Genomic DNA, 24,809 nt, shown 5'->3' on the forward strand with positions numbered 1-24,809 from the left:
TCGATTTGTGGTAATTTAGGATTGTAGTTTCAGTTTTTACTCACTACAAACAGCTAAACATGAATAGCAATCAAACAGAGCAAGGTATCCGCACTTTGGGAGTAGATATTGGCGGTAGTGGCGTTAAAGCTATAGTTTTAGATGAGCAAGGATTGACTATAACTGAACGCAGTCGAGTTAAAACTCCTCAACCAGCTACTCCTGAAGCAGTTCTTAATGCTATTGCTAGTTTAGCCTCAGAACAAGGAGAATTTGAGCGAGTTGCAGTAGGATTTCCTGGGGTTGTGCAGTATGGAATTACAAAAACTGCGGTAAATCTCGATCCGCAATGGGAAAATTTTAATCTAGGTGATGCTTTATCAAAACTTTTAGCTAAACCTGTCAAAGTTGCTAATGATGCAGATATTCAAGGTTTAGGCGCAATTAAAGGACAAGGAGTAGAATTAGTTCTAACCTTGGGAACTGGATTTGGTTCGGCATTATTTATTGATGGTAAATTAGTTCCTAATTTGGAAATGGGACATCATCCTTTTCGCAAGGGAGAAACCTATGAAGAACAACTGGGTAGAGCAGCTTTAAATAAAATAGGTGTACAAAAATGGAATAATCGTCTTCAAAGAGCGATCGCGAATCTTGAACATCTATTTAATTACAATACACTTTATCTCGGTGGTGGTGAAGCTAAAAATATTAATTTTCAATTACCTGAAAGTGTGGTAGTTATTCCTAATATTTCAGGGTTATTGGGTGGGATTAAGTTGTGGCAAAATTAAACTTCATTAAACTTTTTGTTCGCATTTAAATTGAGTTTTGAGATTGAGAGCGAACCAAGCGGTAAGAATCGTTAATGCACCTGTAATCCATAAAGGTGTTTTGTAGTCAATACTAACTAAGATACCAGAAATAGCTGGACCAATGGCATTAGCCATGCTGAGATAAGAAGCATTAATTCCTAATATTTCTCCTTGTTCCCCTCTACCAGTATTAAGAGATAAAACTGAATCGATTAAAGGCATGGGAAAAGAATTAGCTATGCCAAAAATAGTAATAATAATAGCAAATGCAGTTAGGCTTGGAAAAGTTGGCATTAATAAAAAAGTGATTCCTCTAATTAATAAAGCTACAGACAAAATATTAATTAAATTAAATCTTTTTCTAAGAGGTTCAACGATAAATACTTGAGCAATAAATCCCAACATACCAATCACTGCAAAAACAATAGCTAATCCTTTCGCATTTTGATTCAAAACATTGAGAAAAAATGGTTGAAAAGCAAAAGTAAAAATTGTAAAAGTAGCACCACTTAAAAAAGTTAAAATAAACAATTGTCCTAATTTTGGTCTAGTTGCTGATTTAGCAATTCTGCCAAAGTCAAAATCTTGCCAACTTAAGTGAAAATTTTGTTTGACTGTTAAAGTTTCGGGTAAACAAAAAATTGTTAAAATAGTAGCTAAAGTTGCGATCGCTGCTGCTACAACAAAACTCATTCCTAAAGACGAAATTCCTGGTAAAGTAGGTAATTGTTGAGCGAGATAACTTAAAGTAGGACCAATCACAAAACCCAAACGAAACATAGCTCCAAAAATTCCAAAAGCTTGGGGACGTTGTGCAGGAGTAGTAATATCGCTAATAACCGATTGAGCTACAGAATTATTAGCGCCAGTTAAACCATCAAGAATACGCGCTACATATAATAACCATGCTACAGTTGCCACACTAGCAAGTAAACTAGCAACTACTGTTCCTGCTAAACTAATAATCAGGATCGGTCGACGACCCAAGCGGTCAGCTAATTTTCCTAGTATTGGTGTACCTAAAAACTGTGAAATTGCATAAGCTGTAGTTAGTAAACTAGCTTCAAAATCACTCAAGCCAAATTGTTTTGCGTAAGGATATAGTAAAGGAATAATAATTGTAAAGCTAATTGAATTAATTAAAGCGATTAAAGCAATAAGCCAATATTGAGGGGGTAGTGAAGAAGACTTTAGGTTTTGGTTGGCTTTCATTTAGATAGATAAAATAACCAAAAATATTATAAATAAAAAATTAATTTTTCTCAAAAAAAAGGAAGCAAAGTTATTTTAAACTTAACTAACTTTAGCTTCCTCCTTACCCTTAGCTGGACTGTTGAATGAAGTGACTAAAAAAAGGGCGTATTTTATCTTTTGCTGATGAAAATTATTCCAAATTAATAATTGATTTTATCTCAAAAAAACTGATTAATTGTTTTTAGATTAAACCTAGTTGAGTAAGAATGCCTCGACCAGTAATTAACTCAATCAAGACTACGCTCACAAAACCCAACATTGCTAGACGACCGTTCCAAATTTCAGCAAATCTAGTAAATCCTAATTTAGGTTTTCGATTTTGCATAAATTTAAACTTTAAAAATTACAATTTTCCATTCAATGACAATTTAACTAGATTTTTGAACATTAAGCTTCTGTCTGAAGATAGAGGTGGTAGAACAGTTGTCACGCTTTATGAGGTACATCCGTTCGATATGGGTTTTTGTTGAGACCTACGGTAGTGCGCTTCGCTTATGTTGATTATTCATCCCTCATAATTAGTAATTGGTAACTAATAATGGTGTATTACCAAGATGAGAAATGCTATAGACATTAGGATGTTGCTGCTTTAAAGCTTCTGCTTGGATTTCGTATAAAATTGAAAATAGAGCAGAAACTTTTTACTTTACTTTTCGGCTCGAAATATTCAATAAAAATTGCTATATTAATTACTTAAATTTTAGTAAACTATTGAACAAAGTTTATAGCGATCGCGAAGTTCAACTTATGAATTCTTACAATTTGACTAACGCAGAAACCTTAGATTTAAATAATTGCGATCGCGAACCGATTCATATTCCTGGTTCAATTCAACCTCATGGTGTATTAATTGCTTTCAATTACTCAGATTTGATCATTATTCAGGTTAGTAACAACACCGAAAAGTTATTAGGTTATCAACCTCAAGAATTACTAGGAAAAAACTTATTTCAATTACTCGATCTTCAACAAGTTAAAACAATTCAAAAATGTCTAGAAGAAGATTTCAGTCAGGTTAATCCTCTTAAATTAGAGATTAAACAGCAGCATTTCAACGGAATTGTTCATCGTTCACTAGATGACACTGTTATTTTAGAATTAGAACCAACTAACTCAACCAAAGAACTGAACTTTTTTAGTTTTCATAATTTAGTAAAAAAACCTCTCGATCAAATTCAGAATGCATCTAATCTAACTGAACTTACTCAGATTATTGCTCAAGAAATACAGCGCATTACAGGTTTTGAACGAGTCATGATCTACCGCTTCAATTCTGAAAGTGCAGGAAAAGTTATTGCCGAAGCAAAAACAGAAAAATTAACCCCATATTTAGGTTTATATTATCCTGCTTCTGATATTCCTAAACAGGCAAGAGAACTTTATATTCTTAATTTGTTGCGAATCATTCCCGATGCAAATTATCAACCTGCACAATTAACGCCTCTACTTAACCCAGTAACTAATGCACCCTTGGATTTAAGTCTGTCGGTTTTACGAAGTGTCTCACCTATTCACATCGAGTATTTAAATAATATGGATGTGACAGCTTCGATGTCGATTTCTTTACTTAAAGACCAACAACTTTGGGGTTTAATTGCTTGTCATCATTCTACTCCCAAATATATAAGCTACGAAACTCGTACAATCTGTGAATTTCTTGGACAAATAATGTCTTTAGAATTAACTTCTAAAGAAGACAATGAAAATCTTGACTACAAACTCAAACTAAAGTCTTTACAAGCAAAGCTAGTCGAATCAATTTCTCAAAGTGAAAATTTACTTGATAGTTTACTAGCAACGAATGATCATTTACTGCAACTGGTAAATGCACAAGGAGTAGCAATTTGCCTCAATCAATCAATTACTACTAGAGGAAAAACTCCTTCATCCGAACAAATTCAAGCTTTATGGAATTGGGTAAGCGAAAAAATTGAGAATGAAACTATTTTTTATACCGATCAATTAATTCAACAATATCCAATTGCTACAGAAATCAAAGACGTTGCTAGTGGTTTATTGGTTTTAGTCATTTCTAAAGTCCAAAAAACTTATCTTATGTGGTTTCGTCCCGAAGTGATTCAAACTGTTAAATGGGGTGGAAATCCTCATAAACCTGTAGAAAGATCTGAAAAAGATAATTTAAGGATATCACCTCGTAAATCTTTTGAACTTTGGCAAGAAACCGTTCAATTAAAAGCATTACCTTGGCAAAGATGCGAAATTGAAGCAGCAATCGAACTGAAAAACAATATTGTTGGGATTGTTCTTCGTAAAGCAGAAGAATTAGCACAAATTAATCAAGAGTTAACCCGCAGCAATAATGAACTAGATGCTTTTGCCTATCTTGCCTCTCACGATCTTAAAGAACCCCTCAGAGGTATTCATAACTATTCTAGCTTTTTACTTGAAGATTACGGTTCTATACTCAATGAAGATGGTGTCTCTAAACTACAAACCTTGATGCGATTAACCCAAAGGATGGAAAATTTAATTAATTCTTTGTTGCATTATTCTCGTTTAGGCAGAGTAGAACTAATTTTAAAGGAAACTGATCTCAATCAGTTATTAAATCCCATCATCGAGACAATCAAAATTTCTTTTAAAGAACAACAAATAGACATTTTTATTCCTCGTCGCTTACCTACAATCAAATGCGATCGCATTCAAATTGGAGAATTATTTACTAATTTAATTACTAATGCAATTAAATACAATGACAAACCCGTCAAATCAATTGAAATTGGTTGGCAGCAAGAAGAAGTTTTACCTGAGCAGTCTGATTGGCAGTTTTATATTAAAGATAATGGCATTGGTATCCGCGAAAAACATCAAGAAGTAATTTTTCGTATTTTTAAACGTCTTCATCCTACTAATCGCTATGGTGGTGGAACGGGTGCTGGTTTAACAATCGCTCAAAAAATCGTCGAACGCCACTTTGGAAAAATTTGGGTTGAATCAATTTATGGTCAAGGTAGTACTTTTTATTTCACTATCCCACAATAAGGAGTGTTGATGATTGACAATTTAAAACAATCATTATTAATAGTCGAAGATAGCGATGAAGATTTTGAAGCTTTAGGAAGAATAATGCGACAAGCTTCTTTGGATATTCCCGTTTATCGCTGCATCGATGGGGATGATGCCTTAGATTTTTTGTATCGTACTGGAGAATATCGAGATATTACTTGGGTAGAACCTCCTGCTTTAATTTTACTTGACCTCAACTTACCAGGAACTGACGGGAGAGAAGTACTCGAACACATTAAACAAGATCACGAATTTAAAACTATTCCCATCATAATTTTTACAACTTCTTCTAATCCTAAAGATATTGAAATTTGTTATCGTCAGGGAGTAAATAGTTATATTATTAAACCTCTCAATACCTATAAATTAAAAAAAGCAGTCCAAACTCTGATTGATTATTGGTTTGAAGTTGTTACTCTTCCTAAACAAAAATAAGTTACCTTCAGAAGAACATTATCAAGAAAGTGAAACAAGAGATTGAAATAGCTAGTCATTATGCTAGATTTTTAACTTATACCGTTTATCAAAAGTCGCTAGATAGATAACAAGACTGAAATAACGATATGTCAGAAATTCGGTTCAATTAAGTCTCCAGTTACTTTTGAGAATTAGTATTAAAGTCTTCTTTGAGCAATTAATTGATTTCGGTGCGCTACTTTAGTAAATATGCATCTCTATCATTAGAAAGAAGAACTAAAACAAAAATTTTATTAATATTGAATTGAGGAAAAAAATAAGCAGGAAAAACAGCAAATAATTTCATTTAGTATTTAATTAAATTTAGTTAAATAAAATTTGTATTGCTAGAATAACTATTTATTTTTCTTTGATTAAATACTTTCATCATTTTATAAACCAAAAATCCTCAATCTCAGGGTAGCAAATTGGGGAGTGTCAATAAGATTATTATCGATTAAAGAACAATTTACAATTGTGGTTTCGGCTACAGTCAGGGTTCGCGCTAGCGATGCTATGAATAAAGCAATCTCACAAAAATATTGTTCAACGTTAGCTTTAATTTTTTAACAACCTACTAAAATCAATCTTAATCGATTTATCGCCGAGTAATCTTCTGACTTCAATACTATAGAGTTACGTAATAAAAGTTAGGAGAGAAAAATTTTGTAAGGGCGAGAGCGCCAATCGTCCCCACGACCGAATGTAAAGTCATAATCTTTACTTGTACTGCTATATGTGTGTTCAATTCAATTAAGAAATGCTGTATTACACCTCTGTTTAATTAGGTTTTTTTAAACATAACATAATTGTTCTAACCATCATTTAGTTAAATAATGATGCAAACTGAACCAATGAAATGAATCCTAAACAAAACCATTTGCTAGACATTTTATCAGAGGCTGATTATCAAAAAATTTTACCTCATTTACAGCTTGTTCGTTTGTGTCAAGGGCAAATACTGCATTTACCTGGTGACATAATTAAAGAACTATATTTTCCGATTAACTGTCTTCTCTCTATTACTATTACGATGATCAACGGTGCTACGGCAGAAGCTGGTATAGTTGGCAATCGTGATGTACTAGGAATCAATGCATTGATGGGTAGCAGAGAAACTACACAAACAGAATATATTGTCCAGCTTTCTGGTGCAGCATTCAAAATCAAAGCGTCTCTGATGCGAGAAATATTTCAACAAAACCAGCAGTTTCGTGATGTCATGTTGCAATATACTCAAGCATTTATCGCTCAAATCTGCCAAACCACTGCTTGCAACCGTCTTCATGTAATCGAACAACGTTTAGCTCGTTGGTTACTAGAAGCTCAAGACCTTGTTGATTCAAATGAACTATATTTAACCCAAGAGTTTATCAGTAATATGTTGGGAGTACATCGTCCTGGAGTTACTCTAGCTATCCAAAAACTTTATGAGCGGGGTTGTATTCGTTATTGTCGCAGTGAAATCTCAATTGTTAACCAAAAAAAATTAGAACAATGTTCTTGTGAGTGTTTTAAAGTAGTTAGAAGCGAATACGAGCGCATTTTGGGAATTAAACACAAGTATGTTTCTTAAATCTTCCAGCTTTTTCTTTTTTCTGAACAATAAATAATTTTTATTTTAACCCAAAAGAACAAACATGAGTTATTCATCAGAGCGAATACCAACCATTTTATTACTAGAAAAAGATGATGAAACTCGTCGTTTATTAATTGAAAATCTTCGCGATCGCAATTATCGAGTACTAGCAGCCATAGATGAAGAAAATGCTATTGAATGGCTGGTGAATAATCAAGAAATACGTCCTAATTTATTGGTAATTAATCAAGCCAAAATGTCTCTAGAAGATTGCTTAAAAATTATACAACGTATTGATGAAAAAACTGGGCTTTCTCCAAAAATACCAACCATCATTATAGCAGAACAATACTCACCTGCTTTAGAAGGAACAGAAGCAAGAATCGACGATAATAGATACATTATTTACCTTGAAGACGCTCAACAACTATTCGCTCTTGTGGCTCGCCTTTGTTTAAGAATTAACACCAACTAACCTAATCCCAACCAATTTATAGCAGTTCTCACGCTCTATCAGGTACATCCGTTCGATACTGATTGAGCGTTAATGGTTGATAGTTGAGACCTATGGTTAGTGCGCTTCGCTTATGTGGATTATTCATCTCTCATAATTAGTAATTAGTAACTGGTAATGGTGTACCTTACCAATATGAGAAACGCTATATCAAGAAGGGAACTATCCGAAAATTAAAATTATTAGTTTTTTTTTCGTCCTCGCATATTTCCCAAGTTTTCAATCTGTTTTTCTTTTCAAAAATATTCCAATTCCAGCCACACATTTTCGAGATATCAGAGGCTAAGGTAACCGTATTAAAAGGTTTAGTAATTATTCCTGCAACATCAGTAGCTTCTAATTCATTTAAAACTTTTGTGCTAACCATTGCTGTAATAAAAATAATTGGAATAGTACGGGTAAAAGAATTATTTTTTAAAATATCATAAACAGTTAAACCATCTAGATCGGGCATAATTAAATCCAACAAAATTACATCTGGTATTTCTACTTCAGCTTTGGTAATTCCTTCTATTGCATTTGAAGCCGTTAAAACTGTCCAGTTTGTATTTCTTTGAAGAGCAACTTCGATCAAGATTATATTATCTTGATTATCATCAATAAGCAAAAGTTTTATCGGTACCATTTTAATAAAATTGTGCTTTTTTTATAGTTATTACGATTAGCAAAAATAATGAGGGGCTGAATCAATTTAAATTTGTTTTATCTCAATACTTTAGCTCAACAATATTATTTTTATGTTGAACAATTTTTGTTTATATTTCAGTACGATTACGAACAAACATCTTAACAAAAATTAATCCAATTTCATTAAAAATATTTATGTATAGGTTTGGCACTGCCAAACCCCTATCCAAACTCAAAATGTATTAAGCTAAGTTTTGACGATTAAGCATTAAATTTTCTGTTAACTTGGCAACTTCATTTAATTGTTTTTCTAGTTCATTTGCTCTTTTTTGATAGTTCCATTTTTTCATCAATGCAGCTTTAGCTAAATCATCTCGATTTTTTTGCACTGCTGCTTGAGCAACTTTAGTCCAAGTATCTATTTCTTGACGAACTTGTTTATATTCTGGTTGAATTCTCTCCCAAGCATTTTTTAAATTTCCTAAAGCTTGATCTAATAATTGTTCAGAATTATTAGGATCTTTTCCTGATAAAGCTTCTTTAATTGGTTCGTAGAATTGATCGGTATTTAATCTACCAATAACAGGAATAAAATCTCTGATTTGTTTACTATCACTAATACCAGTTTTACACCAAGTAGCAAAATGCTCACAATTATTAAATAAAAGATTGTATTTTTGTTCTCCTAGTCTACTTTCTGCTCTTTCTACTACTACATCAACTATAAAGCTAAATCCTTCAACATATTGTTTAATATAAATCGGATTGCCTCTAGTAAAAACATTCAAAGAAGTCCGTTCAATTATTTCACTGGGTTTGCGGTAATGAATAACTGTATTATCACCGCAGTCAATACCGTGATGTTGATAGATACCATCAAAATTATAAAAATTTCTGTATACGTAAATCTGATCGCCTCTTGCCATAGGATAAGGTATTGGTGTTGATAAGGTTCTAATTGATTAATAACAGACAATGACTCAATTAAGTTTATGTGCGATCGCTCGTAATGAAGAAAATGCTTTACCTCGTTGTTTAGCTAGTGTCAAAGATGTGGTAGATGAAATGATTGTCTTGGATACTGGTTCGACGGATCGCACTGTTGCTGTAGCTGAGGAATGGGGAGCTAAAGTATACCATATGAAATGGTGTGATGATTTTGCTGTTGCTAGAAATGAAGCTTTAAAATACGTTCAAGGAGAATGGGTATTAGTTTTGGATGCGGATGAAACATTAGTACCAGAAATAGTCCCGCAACTAAAGCAATTAATGGCAGATCCGAAGAATTTAGTCATTAATTTAATGCGTCAAGAAATTGGTGCATCTCAATCTCCTTATTCTTTAGTTTCTCGATTATTTCGTCGCCACAACTTAATTAAATTTACTCGTCCTTATCACGCTTTAATTGATGATAGTGTCATCGAAATTTTAAAACAAGAATCACATTGGAATATCGTTACTTTAAATCCAGTCGCAATTCTTCATTATGGTTATCAAGCTGAAGCAATCAACTCGCTAGATAAGTATACTAAAGCCAGATTAATGATGGAAAAGTTTGTCGAAGTTCATCCTTATGACCCTTATGTTTGTAGTAAACTCGGAGCTTTATACATTCAAATAGGTCAAATAAAACAAGGAATAAAATTTCTCAAACAAGGTTTAAAATCTAATCAAGCCGAAGCACCAGTTTTATACGAACTGTATTATAGTCTTGGTAATGCTTATCTTAAACAAGGTAATTTTGCCAAAGCTCAAGAACAATATCAAAAAGCAATTTCTCAAAATATTTTACCCAAATTGAAAATTGGTGGTTATATTAATTTAGCAGGTTTACTACAAAATCTTGGCAAATTAACAACAGCAAAACAACTCTACGAAGCAGTATTAAAACTCGATCCCAATCTCGCGATCGCGTATTATAATTTAGGCATGACTTTAAAAGGATTAAAACAATATCCCGAAGCAATCAAAGCTTATCAAAAAGCAATTGAACTTGAACCTAATAACGCCGATGCATATCAAAATTTGGGAGTAGTTTATTATCAAGCTGGTTATCTGAAAGAAAGTTTAGAAACTTTTGAAAAAGCGATCAATCTTCATCAAACTAAGAACCCCAATGCAGCTACAAAATTACGTCAAGGTTTAAAAGGAATTGGTATTAATCTGTAATTAAGTAATTCTCAATTTTCCCCCAAAAAATCAAAAGGTTAATAGTAATGAGCGATTCTCAATTAATAAATAGTTTAGAAAAAACCGATTATATTTATCAATATCCTTTACTAATTTCAGGTACATTAATCAAACGCTACAAACGTTTTTTTGCCGATATTCAACTCAATTCAGGAGAAATAATCACCGCCCATTGTCCAAATACCGGTCCGATGACAGGAGTATGTACACCTGGAAGTTTAGTTCAAATATCAACCAGTAATAATCCTAAAAGAAAATTACCTTATACTTGGGAAATGATTCAAGTAAATAATACTTGGGTAGGAATTAATACTGGCTTACCAAACAAAATAGTAAAACTTGCTCTACACCAAAATCTTTTTACTGAACTAACAGGCAGATATCAAACAATAGTTTCAGAAATTATTTATGGTCAAGATCAAAAAAGTAGGATTGATTTTTTATTAACAGGAACTTCAGAACAAATTCCTATCTATTTAGAAGTCAAAAACGTAACTCTTACTCAAAGAAAAATAGCTTTATTTCCCGATACTGTTACCACTCGCGGACAAAAACACTTGCGAGAATTAATCGCCTTATTACCAACCGCTCAACCTGTCATGTTGTATTTTATTAATCGCGGAGATTGTCTTAGTTTTGCACCTGGAGATAATTACGATTTTCAATATGGAGAATTATTCAGAAAAGCAGTTATCGCTGGTGTAGAAATGTTACCTTACCGCTTTGAAATTAATCCCCAAGGTATTCGTTATTTAGGAAAAGCTCAGTTATTAAATAGCTCTCCTTCAATCTAAAAAAATTTTAAAATTTTAATTACTTGATATACTAAAAAAAATTTACATAACTTAATACAAAATCAAAAATTTATGACTCAATCAACAGCCTCAAATGTAAAATATGGCGAAAGACAGATTGCCGAAGGAGAACTTATTACCTTTCCAAATCCGAGAATCGGTAGAACTTACGAAGTTAATATTACTTTGCCAGAATTTACTTGCAAATGTCCTTTTTCTGGTTATCCAGACTTTGCAACTATCTATATAGCCTACTGTCCTAATGAAAAAGTAGTTGAATTAAAAGCTCTCAAACTTTATATTAATAGCTATCGCGATCGCTATATTTCCCATGAAGAAGTCATTAATCAAATTTTAGACGACTTTGTGGCTGCTTGTGACCCGCTCAAACTAACCATTAAAGGAGACTTTAATCCCAGAGGTAATGTTCATACCGTGATTGAAGTAAATCACTGCAAAGATGGAAGTAGCGAAAACCCAAGTCAAAGAAAAAGTTAAGGTATAAAAAAATAAGGAGATGAGAGGATTGATCCATCTCTATCTTCCTTAATCAATCATCTTCACTTTATTTTCCAAAATATTGATTGCACCAACTGCCATGCAAACCATAGGGAATATGATGCTGAAGATGTAAAATAGCGGTTGCGCCAGCTTCAAGATTTTCTCCATCAAGAATCGCTAACTTAGAATAATGATTCGCTCCATCATAAACCAGAGTCATTACCCAACCCTCATCTTCTTTAGTTGCATTAGGTTTAGGAACAAAAATAGGTTCACTAACATAACCATGAGGAGCGAAAGAGTGAAGTTGCTTTACTCCAGTCTGCAAATCTAATTTTAAAATCCCTTGCAAAGGTGCATTGCCTGTAGCATGGTGAGCAGCACCTAACCAAAGATAGCGATATTCTCTACCAGCTTGGTTGGGATTAACATAAGGAAATTCACAACAACGACTTTCAACTAAAGTTTTTTCTACATTTCCATCAGATCGATCAATTGTAAATCGCCATAACTGTCCTGGTGCTAAAGCATCAAAATCCGTTGTTTTATAATCAGAATTTCGTTGCACTTGTGGTAAGGCTTCATAAGCTACCGAATCAATACAAACTTTATCTCCCACTTCAAAAGCATTAGCATGATGGAAGACAAAACCAGCTTCAATAGTAAAAGTTTTCACCTCTCGATGAGGAGGAGTGCGAGGAATCAAAATAATTTTAGTCGGTTGACTTGGTTTAAATTCAACACCTTCTCCTGCACCTTGTAACCCCAATAAGTAAGGCAGTGGGTTAAAACTAACAGGATTTTGAAAAAAGATGCAGTAATTGGGGGTAATTGCAAAATCGTGAATAAAACAAAAACCAGGAGTAGAATGACTGTAACGACGCAACAACTTACCATCAGGAGCAAATTCGTAGAGAGTAATTTTACTCGATAATCCTGGTTCAATAGCAAAATTAACTAAACAAGGTGCGCCATTATCTAACTGACAACTAGGATCAATCCAGGGATGGGCAGCAAACGCATTACCTGGTTGCAGTACACCATCAAGATAATCAATACTAATCGTTTCTAAAGTCTCAGGATTTAAACGATGAGGTTCGGCTGCTTCCCACAAAGCTAATAATTTATCGCCCCAATAAATAATATTAGTATTGGCAATATTTTTTAACTTTAGATCGAAAATATTATTGAGCCAACCACCTGGTTTTTGCGTACCAAAAACACCCCGATAAAGGATTTTTCCTGCTTGTTGCTCTTTAACATAACCTTCAGTGCGAACAAAACGGTTACGAAAATAAGCTTTACCGTTGTCAAAGTAAAAAGCACAAACCATACCATCACCATCAAAAGGATGATGAATCGGTGTACCTCCAATATCTAATAAACCAGGGCCATTACGAAACAGAGTTCCAGTTAATTCTACAGGAATACTTCCGTCAATCTTGGTAATTTCGTATTCGTACTCATTAGGTTGAGATAAATAGCCTTGTCGCCATTCCTCATTGTTGTAAGATTTTTTATTAGTCAATTCCATTGTAAATAAACGTTTTGAGGCTAGATTTTTTTAAAGAATCAAATTAAGCTGATGTGCATAGAAAGCTAAATATTCTTTTAAAGCTTCTGCCCTCTGCCTTTTGCCTTTTCTTTACCAGTAACTTAAACTGCGTAACAGATTATTGTTCTGGATTAAACTCTGAAGTCGTATTTGCCACAAATTCAGGTACTAAATCAGGCATATATGGTTGTCCCAAGTTTGCACCAGCAGCATGATGCCCCATTGCTTCTGCTGGAGGAAAAGATTTATCCGTTATTTGTTTAGGATCTGTAGCAGGTAGCCAACCCAAAAAGGGTAAAGGTAACAACGTGGAAAGATTAGTAATAATTACCAATAGCCAAAGATTATCGAAATTAGTTTCTGTAATTCCTAACCAAGCTGTTAATAATGCCCCAATTTCATTAGATAACAATCCAGATAAATTCCAAATCGACATCAACAAAGCAAATAAAGTTGCTTCTATTCCTTCAGGACATAAACGAGCGGATAATACTAAAACTGGCATCCAAGTAATTTGTCCCATCACCGTTAAAATCAAACTGTCCCCTAAACTAAACCAATGATCATCAATACCAAGAGCGCGATTGGTATGGGTAACTAACAATAAAGTAGTCATTCCTAATACAGCAGCAATTACTGTACTCCAACCAAGAATGATCCGAAAAGGAACTTGTTTGAGAAAACGTTGAAAAATAAAAATGCCCAGTAAAGAAGCAAAGCTAGTTACTAAACGCACTCTTCCTAAAAACTCTGGTTCAAAACCTAATTCATTGGTAGTAAAAAAGAAAAATGCTGAATCAGCAGTTGGAGTTGCTTGCCAAAGAAACAAGAAAGCAATGGGTAGCCAAATCGCTTTTTGTTTTAATGCTTTTCCTAGTTGCTCAATTTGACTTATAACGACTGGTTTTTCTGATTTGTCTTGAGAATCATCTTTCTCAATCTTTTCTTCTGCAATTAACCAAGCTACCGCAGATATGATTAAAGGAAAGGTGGCAGTAATTTCAAATACTGTATTATTACTCAAATGTTGTAATAACCAACCACTTAAATAAGCTGTAATCAAACCACCTAAAGCAGAACATCCCCAACTTAAAGATTGTAGCGAACCTGCTTGTCCCAAAGATTCTGCTCTTGCTCTTTCAACTACCAACGAATCAACAATTACATCACTGATGGCAACGGATAAAGAAGTTAAAAGAATAGCTAAAGTGGCACTCCAGCCACTATCAACTACGGTAGCCAACCCGATCCAGGATAAAGTTCCTAAAAATCCTGATAAAATTAAATAAGGTCGCCGACGGTAACCCAAGATTGGTAAACCATCAGAAATAAACCCAAACACAGGTTTGATGATCCAAGGTAGAGAAGCAATTCCCATTAAAGCAGCCACCTCTGCCGGAGACAAACCCAAGTCATCTTTGAGAAAAAAACTGATTGCCAGGCGAGCTAATCCTAGTATCCCTTGAACAAAATAAACGGTTAGGATCGCAATCAATTCAGGAGTGGGTTCGTTGCCAAACAATAATTTTTCTTGCAAGATTTTTTTGACATCTGTTAATTCAAACTGAGTTACACTCATAAACTTTATTTAAGTTTTATTACTATTGTTAATGATAGGGAATTCTACTTATAACGGTTTATAACGTTAGTAATAAATTTATTGATTATAGTAGCTGAGATTAAGCTTGAAGATAATTTCAGCCCATCTTACCGCCAAGTTGTTAAGATTCATACTCTACCTTACTCTGACAGGTCAACATTAGCAGTAATCTAAAGACAAGAATAGATAATGATGAGGTTTTACTGAGGTTTAAGCAATGCTTAAAAAGATTTTATATGCTGATTCGGGAGCAGATAATGCCCAAGATATGCTCAAAAGATTAATCGAGCTTCCTGCTTTAAAAGATTCAGAGCTATCTATTCTTCGAGTAGTCTCTTCTACAACTAAAGAAGAAGAAGAAGAAAGCACTCAACAAGCAGAAGCTAAAATCAAAGAGCTAATTACTAAATTAGGTATTCGGGCAAACAAAGTTACCAGCATAGTTAGAGAAGGTGAACCTAAAACAACTGTTCTAAAAGTGGCTGAAGAAACTAATGCCGACTTAATTATTATGGGTTCGCGAGGATTGGGTAAACTACAATCGATCCTTAGTAATTCGGTCAGTCAGTACGTTTTCCAACTAACAGACCGTCCGATGCTGTTGGTTAAAGATGATATTTATGTTAAGCGAATTAAAAGAGTAATGGTTGCATTGGATAAATCTCCTGCTGCTCAATATGCTCTTGATTTAGCTCTTTTTCTGCTCCAGGGTTATCAAGATGCAGAACTGTTTTTAACTCGCGTCAATCCTGACCTGAAAGCGGATATTAGCTTCTCTAAACAAGAAATGGAAGAAAACCCAATTTTAGCTCCTGCTGTTGCTAAAGCTAAAAGAATGGGCATCAATTATCGTTGCCTAGTTACAGGAGGAAAACCCGCCCAACAAATTCGTAATCTTGCTGAAGATAATAATATCGATTTGTTAATACTTGGTTCTCCAGAACGTCGTCCTTCGATCGCGAAGAGTTTACCAGATCTAGACCGATTATTGGGTAGTTCTTTGTCTGATTACATCCGTGTCAAAGCAGAATGTCCTGTACTGCTAGCTAGAAACGAAGAAATCTAATTTTCTTTGAAAGCAAGAAATCGCTCTAATCAGGAATGGTAAGAGCGATCTCGTCTGTGCTTGGCAATCTTCAAAAGAAGCCTAAGTACGTAAACAGTGAATTATTTTTTGAAAAAAAATCGCCCTGACATCACGAGCGATCGCATTTATGAATTTAAAAATTGAAGTAAGATAACAAATTAAATTTGCTTTTTAGACCGCAACTAGTTAGCTTACGTAGATTAAAAAGCCTAATCCATTTTAGAAGCGAACCAAACAGCCCACAATAACGTTAAAACAAACACTATAGTACCAAAAGTATTAATTAAAGTATGAAATTTATTAGAATCAATCAGAGTCATAGTGTAACAGCAATACTTATAGAGCTTAAGCATATTGTAAAGTAAGCTAAAATAAGCTTGTAACAAAATCATTACAAACACATCAAAATAAAACAACGTACCTAAGCACATTTGTTCATCTGTAACTAGATAGAATTCCTGTCAACAAACAAAGAATCAAAGCTTCACTCCATTCGACTACAGCACCGTAAGTATCGCCCGTATGTCCTCCCAATTGCTTCCTCAACCAAAATCCTGTTCCAAGTGCGATCGCACTACTCCCGATTAAAGCAATTAAAATACTTAACCATTGTTCGGGTGCTAGCCACCACCAAATTCCACTGATTCCTAATAATAAAACTAATCCCAATAAAACATCTTGAGGTAGACGAATGTTTTCTTGATGAAATGCGCCTTTACCAGTTTCCCTAAGATAAGGATAAAATGCGATCGCAATCACTTGCCCCCATCTCCCCCAACCAGCAGCCAGCATTAAAGCTAACCAACGATGATGATCGATCTCGCTCAAAGCTGTAGTTTTTAAACCTAATACAATTACGGCTGCCATTACTCCAAACGCACCAGTAACACTATCTTTCATAACTTCTAGGCGTTTTTGAGCATCCATTACTGCCAAACCATCAGCAGTATCAATTACTCCATCTAAATGTAATCCTCCAGTAAGAGCAATCCAAGCTGTTATAATTAGCGCACTTCGAGTTAAATTAGGAAAGCTCAATTGATACAAACCCCAATCCAACAAACCTAAACAGCTACCAATGCCAATGCCAATTAATGGTATCCAACGAGCCAAACGTTGCCATTCTCCTGTCCAGCTATTTGGTAAAGGAATAGTTGTATAAAAAACTACTGCACTTGCTAATGAACGAGTTAGTTGTTCGACTAAAAGCCGAATAAAATTCATAAATTATGATTGGCAAAAAAATTATTTAGCTAAAATTTCACAAAGTTATGTGGAAAAGTTGGGCTAAGATTGTTTCATATACTACTTTATTAAGAAAAATATTTGTCAAGCAATTAAGCCTTATTTTTAGATTGTAGAATTCTCAGATCTTATTTATGAGTACTAACCCCGCATCTAACAATAAACCTGCTCCTTGCATAGTTGACTTCGGTACAATTGTCAATAAAGATGACATAAAACGTTTACTGAACGATCTTTGTCATGTGCGTTATTTTCACAGTATTGATAGCCAACTTCAAAGTGAAGGACAAGGCTATATTTTAGAAGTATTTAACGAGCCTAATCAATCTACCTTAATTGCTAATGGAAGTATTTACATTAATGTTCAGAGTTTTGATTATTTACAACTAAGTCAATCTGCTTGTGATGAAACTTGTTTTGATTTAGTACAAGAACATCGTATTTTGCGCCTGATTCCCATCTGTGTTCAAAATTCAGAACAAATATTAACTAGAAATATCGACGCAGCCACCATTGAAGCAATGGTAACCGACGTTCTTTCTGCTCGTTTGGACGTACAATTGGATGATGATTTTTAGCGGGAGAATTCGTAGTTAATTAGGTGGGATTTTCTTTTGAATGTCAAGCATCCTGTAGTCATACCCAAGCTAGGGTGGGACTTTTTCATACACCTCATGGTGTGGTAGAAACACCACGATTTATGCCTGTAGGCACTTTAGCTACAGTTAAAGGTATCACTCCCAGACAGCTAAAAGATGCACAAGCACAGATGATTCTGGCGAACACTTATCATCTTCATCTTCAGCCAGGAGAAAAAATTATCGAACAAGCAGGGGGATTGCATCGCTTTATGGCATGGAAGCGTCCTATTTTGACAGATTCGGGTGGCTTTCAAGTTTTTAGTTTAAGTCAATTACGTAAAATTACTGAAACAGGAGTAGTATTTCGTTCTCCTAGAGACGGTAGTATGATCGAGTTAACTCCAGAGAAATCGATTCAGATTCAAAATGCTTTAGGCGCAGATGTCATTATGGCATTTGATGAGTGTCCGCCTGCTGATGCTTCTAAATCGGAACTTGAGGCTTCTACAGATAGGACTTATCGTTGGCTAGAAAGATGTATTCAAGCTCATCAACGTCCTCAAGAACAAGCTTTATTTGGGATTGTTCAAGGGGGGATACATTTGGATTTGCGAGCCAAATCAGCCAGGAAATTGGTAGCTTTAGATTTACCTGGTTATGCAATTGGTGGTGTTAGTGTCGGGGAAGCACCAGAATTAATTAATGCCACCGTAAAATATACTACACCTTTGTTACCCAAAGAAAAACCCCGTTATTTGATGGGAGTTGGTACTTACCGTGAAATGGTAAATGCGATCGCATCAGGAGTAGATTTGTTTGATTGTGTAATCCCGACTCGTTTTGGTCGTCACGGAACTGCTTTAGTCAATGGTACTAGGATTAACATTAAGAATGCTCAATATCGGGAAGATTTTACTCCTCTTGATCCAACTTGTCCTTGTTACACTTGTCAGAATTTTAGCCGTGCTTATCTAAATCATTTAGTGCGATCGCGTGAAATGTTAGGTTACATTTTGTTATCTCTACACAATATTACTGAATTAATTCGTTTTACTCAAAGAATCAGGGATGCAATTAAAAGCGATCGTTTTGTCGCAGAATTTTCTTATTGGTTAAATGATTATTAGTGTTAAAAAAGACAAGTTAGCAGTAGAGACGTAATATCTAAACATTGAGAACCCCGCTATAATCATATGGAAATTCAAAGTTGTAGTCAATTTTTTCCGTTATTTGATCGTGCTAGTCCTCATACTTTAGCTTGGTTAAATAAAATTGCGACAACAGAAACTTACCAACCCAAAGAAATAATTTTAACTGTTGATAATTGGGGACAAGCTGTTTATTTGATTGCTTCTGGTTGGGTAAAATTGCAACAAATAGTTTTAGAGAAAACAACTGTACGTCTGATTATGGGACAAGGAGATTTTTTTGGTGCAAGTGCCATTCTTGATCCTGCTTCTCTCAAAACTGAAATTATCGCCTTAACCAAAGTTCAAGTATTTAAAATTTCTACACAAAGATTTATTCAAGTTTTATTTCAAGATAATCAATTACAACATCGATTGTTACAGTTACTAGCTAAAAGACTCAGAATTCTAGATACTCAATGTCAATTGCATTATCAGCCTGCTGCGGTGAGATTAATTAATATTTTAGTAGTTTTAGCTGAAAACTATGGTCAACCATCTGAAAAAGGCACAAAAATTTTTTATCCTGCGGAATTTGATTTAGCCGATTTGACTTATATTGAAGTTGATGAAATTAACAAGATTATAGACAATTTACAAAATAACGGTTGGATTGAAGTTGATTCGGTTAATCGCACTTTATTTTTAATCAATCTCAAACAACTAACTCATTTAGCAGGAAAATTTTAATGACTCAAACAACTACTATTCAAGCTAAAAATCTTCAAAACAATACAGAAACAATTTTTTATCAAGTTGCTATGCCTCAACCAGCATCTCATTTATTTGAAGTGCAGTTAGAGGTTAGTAATTGGCAAGCAGCGATATTAAATTTAAAAATGCCAGTGTGGACTCCTGGTTCTTATTTAGTTCGAGAATATGCCAGGCACGTACAAGATTTTGTGGCTGAAGATAGTCAGAATAATCAAACTTTAGTGAGTCAAAAAGTAAGTAAAAATCACTGGCAGATTAAGACAGAAAGTTGTTCAAAAATTAGGGTTAAATATCGAGTTTTTGCTCATGAACTTTCAGTGAGAACTAATCATTTAGATGCTACTCACGGTTATTTTAATGGTGCAGCTTTATTTTTCTTGCTCCCAGGCTTAGAACAACAACCAATTAAAGTTAAAATTATTCCTCCTCAACCCGATTGGCAAGTAACTACAACTTTAGCTGAAGTTTTAGGTGAAGAAAATACTTTTGAAGCTAAAGATTTTGATATTTTAGTTGATAGTCCTGTTGAAATTGGTAAACATCAAATTTATGATTTTGAAGTGCTAGGTAAACCTCATCAATTAGCTATTTGGGGTCAAGGGAATGCTAATCCAAAACAGATTATTGAAGATACAAAAAAAATTATTACAACCCAAGCAAAAATCTATCAGGGGTTACCTTACGAAAAGTATCTATTTTTATTGCATTTATCAAGTAGTGGTTATGGTGGTTTAGAACATAAAAATTCTTGTTCGTTAAACTATCCCCGTTTTGGTTTTCGTGCTTTAGAACAATATAATCGGTTTATGCAATTAGTTGCTCATGAATTTTTTCATTTATGGAATGTTAAAAGAATTCGTCCTCAAGCTTTAGAAAAATTTGATTACGAACAGGAAAATTACACCACTTCCTTATGGTTTTCCGAAGGAACAACTAGTTATTATGATGTTGTAATTCCTCTCCGTGCTGGTATTTATAATCGTAAAACTTGTTTAGAAAATTTTAGTAAAGATTTGACTCGTTATTTAACTATTCCTGGTAGAAATGTGCAGCCTTTAGCCGAATCAAGTTTTGATGCTTGGATCAAACTTTATCGTCGTGATAGTAATAGTGATAATAATCAAATTTCTTATTATTTAAAAGGAGAATTAGTTTCTTTACTTTTAGATTTATTAATTCGTGCTAAACATAATAATTCACGTTCTTTAGATGACGTAATGCGTTTGCTTTGGGAAAAATTTGGCAAACAAGAAATTGGTTTTACAGAAGCACAATTACAAACCGCGATCGCAGCAGTTGCCGAACAAGATTTAACTGACTTTTTTAATAAGTATCTCTATACAACTGCCGAGTTACCTTTTGCCGAATATCTCGAACCTTTTGGCTTATATATTAAACCAATTGTAGAAGAAGAACCAGTTCCTTATTTGGGTATCAAAGTACAAGCAGAAAATAGTAAGGAAGTTATTAAGTTTGTTGAAGCCAATTCTCCAGCAGCAACCGCAGGAATTGATGCCGATCATGAACTACTTGCGCTCAATGGAATTAGAGCAACTTCTCAATCTTTAAATGAACGTCTCAAAGACTACCAAGTTGGTGATATCATTCAAGTCACTGTCTTCGCTCAAGACGAACTCAAAACCTTATCTATTACTCTAGCTCAACCACAGCCAACTCGCTATGAAATTGTGCGGATGGAAAATATTTCTGAAGTACAACAACAAAATTTATCGGGATGGTTAGGTAACTAACTAACATTAATAGAGTAAAGCGCGATCGTGCTGAGGATGTCTGAGAAATTTAAACTGTTGAATTTCCCAACATTCTCTACAACTCAAACAAGCGCTCCTTCTACTTGATCATAAAATATTAATTGAACGATGCACAATTTCCTTCCTATCGCTTATTTTCAAAATCAATTTGTTTCTTTTGAATCTGCTAATATTTCTATCGCTACTCATGCTTTACACTATGGAACAGGAGCATTTGGTGGCTTAAGAGGTATTCCTGATCCAGAAACTGACCAGCAAATTTTATTATTTAGATTAGACCGTCATTGTCAAAGATTAAGTAGCAGTGCTAAGTTTCTCAACTACAATTTACCTGCGGATAAAATCGAACAAATTATTATTGAGTTTGTTCAAAAAAATCAACCCCAAACTTCTTTTTATATTCGTCCTTTTGTTTATACTTCTGATTTAGGAATTGCACCTAGATTACATAACATTCAAAAAGACTTTTTTGTTTACGGTTTAGAATTAGGTGATTATTTATCCCCAGATGGCATTAATTGTCGAATTAGTTCTTGGCATCGTCAAGAAGACCGAAGTTTACCTTTAAGAGGTAAAATTAGTGGTGCATATATTACCTCTTCTCTAGCCAAAACTGAAGCAGTAGAATCGGGATTTGATGAAGCAATTTTATTAAACTCTCAAGGCAAAGTTTGTGAAGCTTCAGGAATGAATATTTTTGTAGTTAGAAACGGTCAACTAATTACTCCAGGTTTCGATCAGGATATTTTAGAAGGTATTACTAGAGATAGTGTCTTAACTATTGCCAAAGATTTGGGTATAGAAATAATCGAACGTCCAGTAGATAAGACTGAATTATTAATTGCTGACGAAGTATTTTTAAGTGGTACGGCTGCCAAAATTACGCCAGTAAAAAGAATTGAAAACTATCATCTTCCCGAACAAAAACCAATTACTGAAAAACTTAGAGAAAAATTAACAGCAATTACCGAAAATCGCGATTCAAACTATCAGCATTGGGTATATAAAGTTAAAATTTAAAGCTTTTAAATTATATCTTTGAGGACAAATTTTTATTATTTATCGTCTGGTTGAGCATTTTTTTCTATCTTCGGCAAGGTAAGAATTTAACAAGCTTTCAAATAACTAATTTAGGTTTAAGTAAGGTTGATTTGTTTGAGTTAACTAGTAGAAAAATTATTACAATGATAAGATAGTTTGTTAAGCTACAGACAAACAAAATAATTTATGGCTTTATTTACTAAAACTAATAATAATTTAAAACTAAAAATATGTAGGTTTGTTTCGTAGTCTTGGTGGTTTTAGGCTGGCAAGAGAAATTGTATGTCAAAAATATAGCGATTCTCAGATTAATGAGCTAAAGTTCATTTCCCTGGTTGAGCGTTGATTGTTGATAGTTGATAGTTGATTGTTGATGGTTATTAGTAAAGTAAAAAGTAAAAAACTGGTGACTGATAACTGATAACTGGTCACTGATAGTGGTGTACCTCCCCTATTTGAGAAAGGCTATATTAAATTAAACCTCCATGTGTATGTTTTTCCGATACTGAATCATGGGATAGAAAAAATGCTAAAACTTATCAAGAAAGAACCAGACAAAAAGGTGATTAGCCTTCACTGTATTGAAACTGGAAGAAGATTAACTAGGAAACGCCAGTGGCAGCAGGATCGGTACAAAGACGGCCCAGTAGCTGCGAATCAATTGGCTAATCCGAAAGATGTTAAATTTTTAACTTACAATTCATGGAGGACGAAGTGGGCAGGTTAAATTGCTTCACGGCGATTAAAATTACTCGTGTCGCAGTACATTTGTGGGCTAAAGCCACACGGTTTCTCTGCTCCCGTATTAGAAAAAGATGAATAATTTTTCTGAGTCAAAAAATACTAATCAATTATCTTCAAAAAAAGCTATTGAAGCAAAACCTCTACCTGATGTTTGGTTAGATGAACCACAAGCGGATGAGAATGAGCCACAATTAAATAATCTATCTGCCGAAAATTCAACTCCTACTAATGACGATTGGTTAGAATCAATGATTGAATCTACTTACAACGATCAATCAGAAGCAGAGCTTTTGCAAGAAGAATCGGGTACAACTGAATCCAATCAAACCGAGTTAGAATCAGAATTATTTACAGCACAATGGTTAGATGATTCAGAATCTTTAGCAGAAGAAACATCCTCAACTGAAGTCATTCAAAACGAAATCCAAACCTTACAACAGCAAAAAGAAGCTTTAACCACAGAAATCATTCTATTGAGACAACAAAAATCTCAAATTCTTTCCCAACAAGTTCGAGATGTACAAGAAATGATGGGAAAAATGGTTGAAGAAGGAATTCGAGAACTCAAAGAACGTAAAAACGCTTTACAAATTGAAATTGACAAATTAGAGCGTCGTCGTGAGAGAATTCGTCAAGAAATGCGGACTAATTTTGCTGGAGTATCTCAAGATTTGGCGATTAGAGTCCAAGGTTTTAAAGACTATTTGGTTGGCAGTTTACAAGATTTGGCTGCTGCTGCTGAACAGTTAGAATTACCAAAATTAGATGCCAAAGCACCACCATCCCAAACGCGAGAGACTAGAACAGAACCTAGACAGACAGAATCAACCACACCCAACGAACAAGCATTACAACCTCAATTTACTGAGCAAGCATTTGCTCAACAAACCAGAACAATAAGGAAATTATTAGAGCAATATCGTAGTCGTCCCGATTATTATGGCCCTCCTTGGCAATTACGACGAACTTTTGAGCCAATTCATGCCGAAAGAGTGCAAAATTGGTTTTTCACCCAAGGAGGTAGAGGTGCGATTAAAACGATGGGAAGCCGTTTACAAAATATTTTGGTCGCTTCAGCAGTAATGTCTGTATTGCATCAGCTTTATCGCGATCGCTGTGTTACCTTAGTTTTAGTTAATACTCCAGAACGTTTGGGAGAATGGCGCAGGGGTTTACAAGATTGTTTGGGTATCTCTCGTACTGATTTTGGTACTAATCGGGGAGTAGTAATCTTTGAATCACCAGAAGTATTGGCACAGAGAGCAGAACGTTTACTTAAAGATAAGTTGTTGCCTTTAATTATTATCGATGAAACGGAAGATCAAATAAGTCTTTCTTTACTACAATTTCCTTTGTGGTTAGCTTTTGCTCCCGATCCTCAATCTCAATCTTCTAGTAATAACTATTTATATTAAATCTTAATTGCTAGTTGATTAAATTTAAAATTGTTAGTCTCTACTTGGAACTGTAAAGGCACAAAATTGTCGATTGAATTTTATGCTGCTTGGATTAATTTCAACTCTATTTAAATAGGGAAAATTCAGAAA

At 34.3% G+C, this 24,809-nt stretch carries 22 protein-coding genes; 15 read left to right on the forward strand and 7 right to left on the reverse strand.

What is annotated here, in order from left to right; translation table 11 throughout:
* The first annotated feature begins 59 nt into the window (after window positions 1-59).
* On the forward strand, window positions 60-773 hold the full coding sequence (locus STA7437_RS11455; protein WP_015193546.1) for an ROK family protein: 714 nt from the start codon (window positions 60-62) through the stop codon (window positions 771-773).
* Window positions 774-779: 6 nt separating this feature from the next.
* On the opposite strand, the gene STA7437_RS11460 is transcribed toward STA7437_RS11455, so the two are convergent.
* Together STA7437_RS11460 and STA7437_RS11465 are read right to left on the reverse strand one after the other, a co-directional pair.
* A complete protein-coding gene (locus STA7437_RS11460; protein ID WP_015193547.1) occupies window positions 780-2,006 on the reverse strand; it encodes an MFS transporter in 1,227 nt (408 codons plus the stop codon).
* 223 nt (window positions 2,007-2,229) lie between these two features.
* On the reverse strand, window positions 2,230-2,373 hold the full coding sequence (locus STA7437_RS11465) for a chlorophyll a/b-binding protein (RefSeq protein ID WP_015193548.1): 144 nt from the start codon (window positions 2,371-2,373) through the stop codon (window positions 2,230-2,232).
* Window positions 2,374-2,795: 422 nt separating this feature from the next.
* Here STA7437_RS11465 and STA7437_RS11470 point away from each other — a divergent pair, with 422 nt between their 5' ends.
* The 4 genes from STA7437_RS11470 to STA7437_RS11485 all read left to right on the forward strand — a co-directional run bounded on the left by STA7437_RS11470 (window position 2,796) and on the right by STA7437_RS11485 (window position 7,585).
* Window positions 2,796-5,051 (forward strand): ATP-binding protein, encoded by a 2,256-nt coding sequence (locus STA7437_RS11470; protein ID WP_015193549.1) that lies wholly within the window; start codon window positions 2,796-2,798, stop codon window positions 5,049-5,051.
* A 9-nt stretch (window positions 5,052-5,060) separates the two neighbouring features.
* Window positions 5,061-5,510, forward strand: a complete 450-nt coding sequence (locus tag STA7437_RS11475) for a response regulator (protein WP_015193550.1) — start codon at window positions 5,061-5,063, stop codon at window positions 5,508-5,510.
* Window positions 5,511-6,390: 880 nt separating this feature from the next.
* The gene (locus tag STA7437_RS11480; RefSeq protein ID WP_015193552.1) at window positions 6,391-7,107 is read left to right on the forward strand and encodes a Crp/Fnr family transcriptional regulator; all 717 of its coding nucleotides are present in this window, start codon (window positions 6,391-6,393) and stop codon (window positions 7,105-7,107) included.
* Window positions 7,108-7,171: 64 nt separating this feature from the next.
* Complete coding sequence (locus STA7437_RS11485) at window positions 7,172-7,585, forward strand: DNA-binding transcriptional response regulator (protein WP_015193553.1); 414 nt, start codon at window positions 7,172-7,174, stop codon at window positions 7,583-7,585.
* 184 nt (window positions 7,586-7,769) lie between these two features.
* Here STA7437_RS11485 and STA7437_RS11490 read toward each other — a convergent pair whose 3' ends face one another.
* Both STA7437_RS11490 and STA7437_RS11495 read right to left on the reverse strand, forming a co-directional pair.
* Entirely contained in the window at window positions 7,770-8,249 is a 480-nt protein-coding gene (locus STA7437_RS11490) for a response regulator (RefSeq protein WP_015193554.1), read from the reverse strand.
* Between the two features lie 244 nt (window positions 8,250-8,493).
* A complete protein-coding gene (locus STA7437_RS11495; RefSeq protein ID WP_015193555.1) occupies window positions 8,494-9,177 on the reverse strand; it encodes a lecithin retinol acyltransferase family protein in 684 nt (227 codons plus the stop codon).
* Between the two features lie 49 nt (window positions 9,178-9,226).
* Here STA7437_RS11495 and STA7437_RS11500 point away from each other — a divergent pair, with 49 nt between their 5' ends.
* The 3 genes from STA7437_RS11500 to queF all read left to right on the forward strand — a co-directional run bounded on the left by STA7437_RS11500 (window position 9,227) and on the right by queF (window position 11,733).
* A complete protein-coding gene (locus STA7437_RS11500) occupies window positions 9,227-10,420 on the forward strand; it encodes a tetratricopeptide repeat protein (RefSeq protein WP_015193556.1) in 1,194 nt (397 codons plus the stop codon).
* Between the two features lie 47 nt (window positions 10,421-10,467).
* A complete protein-coding gene (gene sfsA / locus STA7437_RS11505; protein WP_015193557.1) occupies window positions 10,468-11,235 on the forward strand; it encodes a DNA/RNA nuclease SfsA in 768 nt (255 codons plus the stop codon).
* A gap of 72 nt (window positions 11,236-11,307) precedes the next feature.
* The gene (gene queF, locus STA7437_RS11510; protein ID WP_015193558.1) at window positions 11,308-11,733 is read left to right on the forward strand and encodes a preQ(1) synthase; all 426 of its coding nucleotides are present in this window, start codon (window positions 11,308-11,310) and stop codon (window positions 11,731-11,733) included.
* A gap of 67 nt (window positions 11,734-11,800) precedes the next feature.
* On the opposite strand, the gene STA7437_RS11515 is transcribed toward queF, so the two are convergent.
* Together STA7437_RS11515 and STA7437_RS11520 are read right to left on the reverse strand one after the other, a co-directional pair.
* Window positions 11,801-13,270 (reverse strand): carotenoid oxygenase family protein, encoded by a 1,470-nt coding sequence (locus STA7437_RS11515; RefSeq protein WP_015193559.1) that lies wholly within the window; start codon window positions 13,268-13,270, stop codon window positions 11,801-11,803.
* A gap of 139 nt (window positions 13,271-13,409) precedes the next feature.
* Window positions 13,410-14,870, reverse strand: coding sequence for a folate/biopterin family MFS transporter (locus STA7437_RS11520; RefSeq protein ID WP_015193560.1), 1,461 nt, complete (start codon window positions 14,868-14,870; stop codon window positions 13,410-13,412).
* Between the two features lie 238 nt (window positions 14,871-15,108).
* Here STA7437_RS11520 and STA7437_RS11525 point away from each other — a divergent pair, with 238 nt between their 5' ends.
* The gene (locus tag STA7437_RS11525; RefSeq protein WP_015193561.1) at window positions 15,109-15,957 is read left to right on the forward strand and encodes a universal stress protein; all 849 of its coding nucleotides are present in this window, start codon (window positions 15,109-15,111) and stop codon (window positions 15,955-15,957) included.
* 456 nt (window positions 15,958-16,413) lie between these two features.
* On the opposite strand, the gene cobS is transcribed toward STA7437_RS11525, so the two are convergent.
* On the reverse strand, window positions 16,414-17,202 hold the full coding sequence (gene cobS / locus STA7437_RS11535) for an adenosylcobinamide-GDP ribazoletransferase (protein ID WP_015193563.1): 789 nt from the start codon (window positions 17,200-17,202) through the stop codon (window positions 16,414-16,416).
* A gap of 155 nt (window positions 17,203-17,357) precedes the next feature.
* Between cobS and STA7437_RS11540 the strand changes: the two genes are divergently transcribed.
* The 6 genes from STA7437_RS11540 (at window position 17,358) to STA7437_RS11570 (ending at window position 24,677) form a co-directional block, all read left to right on the forward strand.
* Window positions 17,358-17,801, forward strand: a complete 444-nt coding sequence (locus tag STA7437_RS11540; RefSeq protein WP_015193564.1) for a hypothetical protein — start codon at window positions 17,358-17,360, stop codon at window positions 17,799-17,801.
* Window positions 17,802-17,824: 23 nt separating this feature from the next.
* The gene (gene tgt, locus STA7437_RS11545; RefSeq protein ID WP_015193565.1) at window positions 17,825-18,931 is read left to right on the forward strand and encodes a tRNA guanosine(34) transglycosylase Tgt; all 1,107 of its coding nucleotides are present in this window, start codon (window positions 17,825-17,827) and stop codon (window positions 18,929-18,931) included.
* A 66-nt stretch (window positions 18,932-18,997) separates the two neighbouring features.
* On the forward strand, window positions 18,998-19,681 hold the full coding sequence (locus STA7437_RS11550; RefSeq protein ID WP_015193566.1) for a Crp/Fnr family transcriptional regulator: 684 nt from the start codon (window positions 18,998-19,000) through the stop codon (window positions 19,679-19,681).
* Window positions 19,681-21,456, forward strand: a complete 1,776-nt coding sequence (locus tag STA7437_RS11555) for a M61 family metallopeptidase (RefSeq protein ID WP_015193567.1) — start codon at window positions 19,681-19,683, stop codon at window positions 21,454-21,456. Before STA7437_RS11550 ends, STA7437_RS11555 begins: the two co-directional genes overlap by 1 nt.
* Before the next feature lie 129 nt (window positions 21,457-21,585).
* Complete coding sequence (locus STA7437_RS11560) at window positions 21,586-22,497, forward strand: branched-chain amino acid transaminase (protein ID WP_015193568.1); 912 nt, start codon at window positions 21,586-21,588, stop codon at window positions 22,495-22,497.
* An 836-nt stretch (window positions 22,498-23,333) separates the two neighbouring features.
* The gene (locus STA7437_RS11570; RefSeq protein WP_015193569.1) at window positions 23,334-24,677 is read left to right on the forward strand and encodes a DUF3086 domain-containing protein; all 1,344 of its coding nucleotides are present in this window, start codon (window positions 23,334-23,336) and stop codon (window positions 24,675-24,677) included.
* Window positions 24,678-24,809: the final 132 nt, after the last annotated feature.

The sequence above is a fragment of the Stanieria cyanosphaera PCC 7437 genome (genome assembly GCF_000317575.1).
GTDB lineage: Bacteria > Cyanobacteriota > Cyanobacteriia > Cyanobacteriales > Xenococcaceae > Stanieria > Stanieria cyanosphaera.

Coding starts and splice junctions, on each gene's coding strand:
- STA7437_RS11455 (WP_015193546.1), top strand. CDS start 60: ATGAATAGCAATCAAACAGAGCAAGGTATCCGCACTTTGGGAGTAGAT.
- STA7437_RS11460 (WP_015193547.1), bottom strand. CDS start 2,006: ATGAAAGCCAACCAAAACCTAAAGTCTTCTTCACTACCCCCTCAATAT.
- STA7437_RS11465 (WP_015193548.1), bottom strand. CDS start 2,373: ATGCAAAATCGAAAACCTAAATTAGGATTTACTAGATTTGCTGAAATT.
- STA7437_RS11470 (WP_015193549.1), top strand. CDS start 2,796: ATGAATTCTTACAATTTGACTAACGCAGAAACCTTAGATTTAAATAAT.
- STA7437_RS11475 (WP_015193550.1), top strand. CDS start 5,061: ATGATTGACAATTTAAAACAATCATTATTAATAGTCGAAGATAGCGAT.
- STA7437_RS11480 (WP_015193552.1), top strand. CDS start 6,391: ATGAATCCTAAACAAAACCATTTGCTAGACATTTTATCAGAGGCTGAT.
- STA7437_RS11485 (WP_015193553.1), top strand. CDS start 7,172: ATGAGTTATTCATCAGAGCGAATACCAACCATTTTATTACTAGAAAAA.
- STA7437_RS11490 (WP_015193554.1), bottom strand. CDS start 8,249: ATGGTACCGATAAAACTTTTGCTTATTGATGATAATCAAGATAATATA.
- STA7437_RS11495 (WP_015193555.1), bottom strand. CDS start 9,177: ATGGCAAGAGGCGATCAGATTTACGTATACAGAAATTTTTATAATTTT.
- STA7437_RS11500 (WP_015193556.1), top strand. CDS start 9,227: ATGACTCAATTAAGTTTATGTGCGATCGCTCGTAATGAAGAAAATGCT.
- sfsA (WP_015193557.1), top strand. CDS start 10,468: ATGAGCGATTCTCAATTAATAAATAGTTTAGAAAAAACCGATTATATT.
- queF (WP_015193558.1), top strand. CDS start 11,308: ATGACTCAATCAACAGCCTCAAATGTAAAATATGGCGAAAGACAGATT.
- STA7437_RS11515 (WP_015193559.1), bottom strand. CDS start 13,270: ATGGAATTGACTAATAAAAAATCTTACAACAATGAGGAATGGCGACAA.
- STA7437_RS11520 (WP_015193560.1), bottom strand. CDS start 14,870: ATGAGTGTAACTCAGTTTGAATTAACAGATGTCAAAAAAATCTTGCAA.
- STA7437_RS11525 (WP_015193561.1), top strand. CDS start 15,109: ATGCTTAAAAAGATTTTATATGCTGATTCGGGAGCAGATAATGCCCAA.
- cobS (WP_015193563.1), bottom strand. CDS start 17,202: ATGAATTTTATTCGGCTTTTAGTCGAACAACTAACTCGTTCATTAGCA.
- STA7437_RS11540 (WP_015193564.1), top strand. CDS start 17,358: ATGAGTACTAACCCCGCATCTAACAATAAACCTGCTCCTTGCATAGTT.
- STA7437_RS11550 (WP_015193566.1), top strand. CDS start 18,998: ATGGAAATTCAAAGTTGTAGTCAATTTTTTCCGTTATTTGATCGTGCT.
- STA7437_RS11555 (WP_015193567.1), top strand. CDS start 19,681: ATGACTCAAACAACTACTATTCAAGCTAAAAATCTTCAAAACAATACA.
- STA7437_RS11560 (WP_015193568.1), top strand. CDS start 21,586: ATGCACAATTTCCTTCCTATCGCTTATTTTCAAAATCAATTTGTTTCT.
- STA7437_RS11570 (WP_015193569.1), top strand. CDS start 23,334: ATGAATAATTTTTCTGAGTCAAAAAATACTAATCAATTATCTTCAAAA.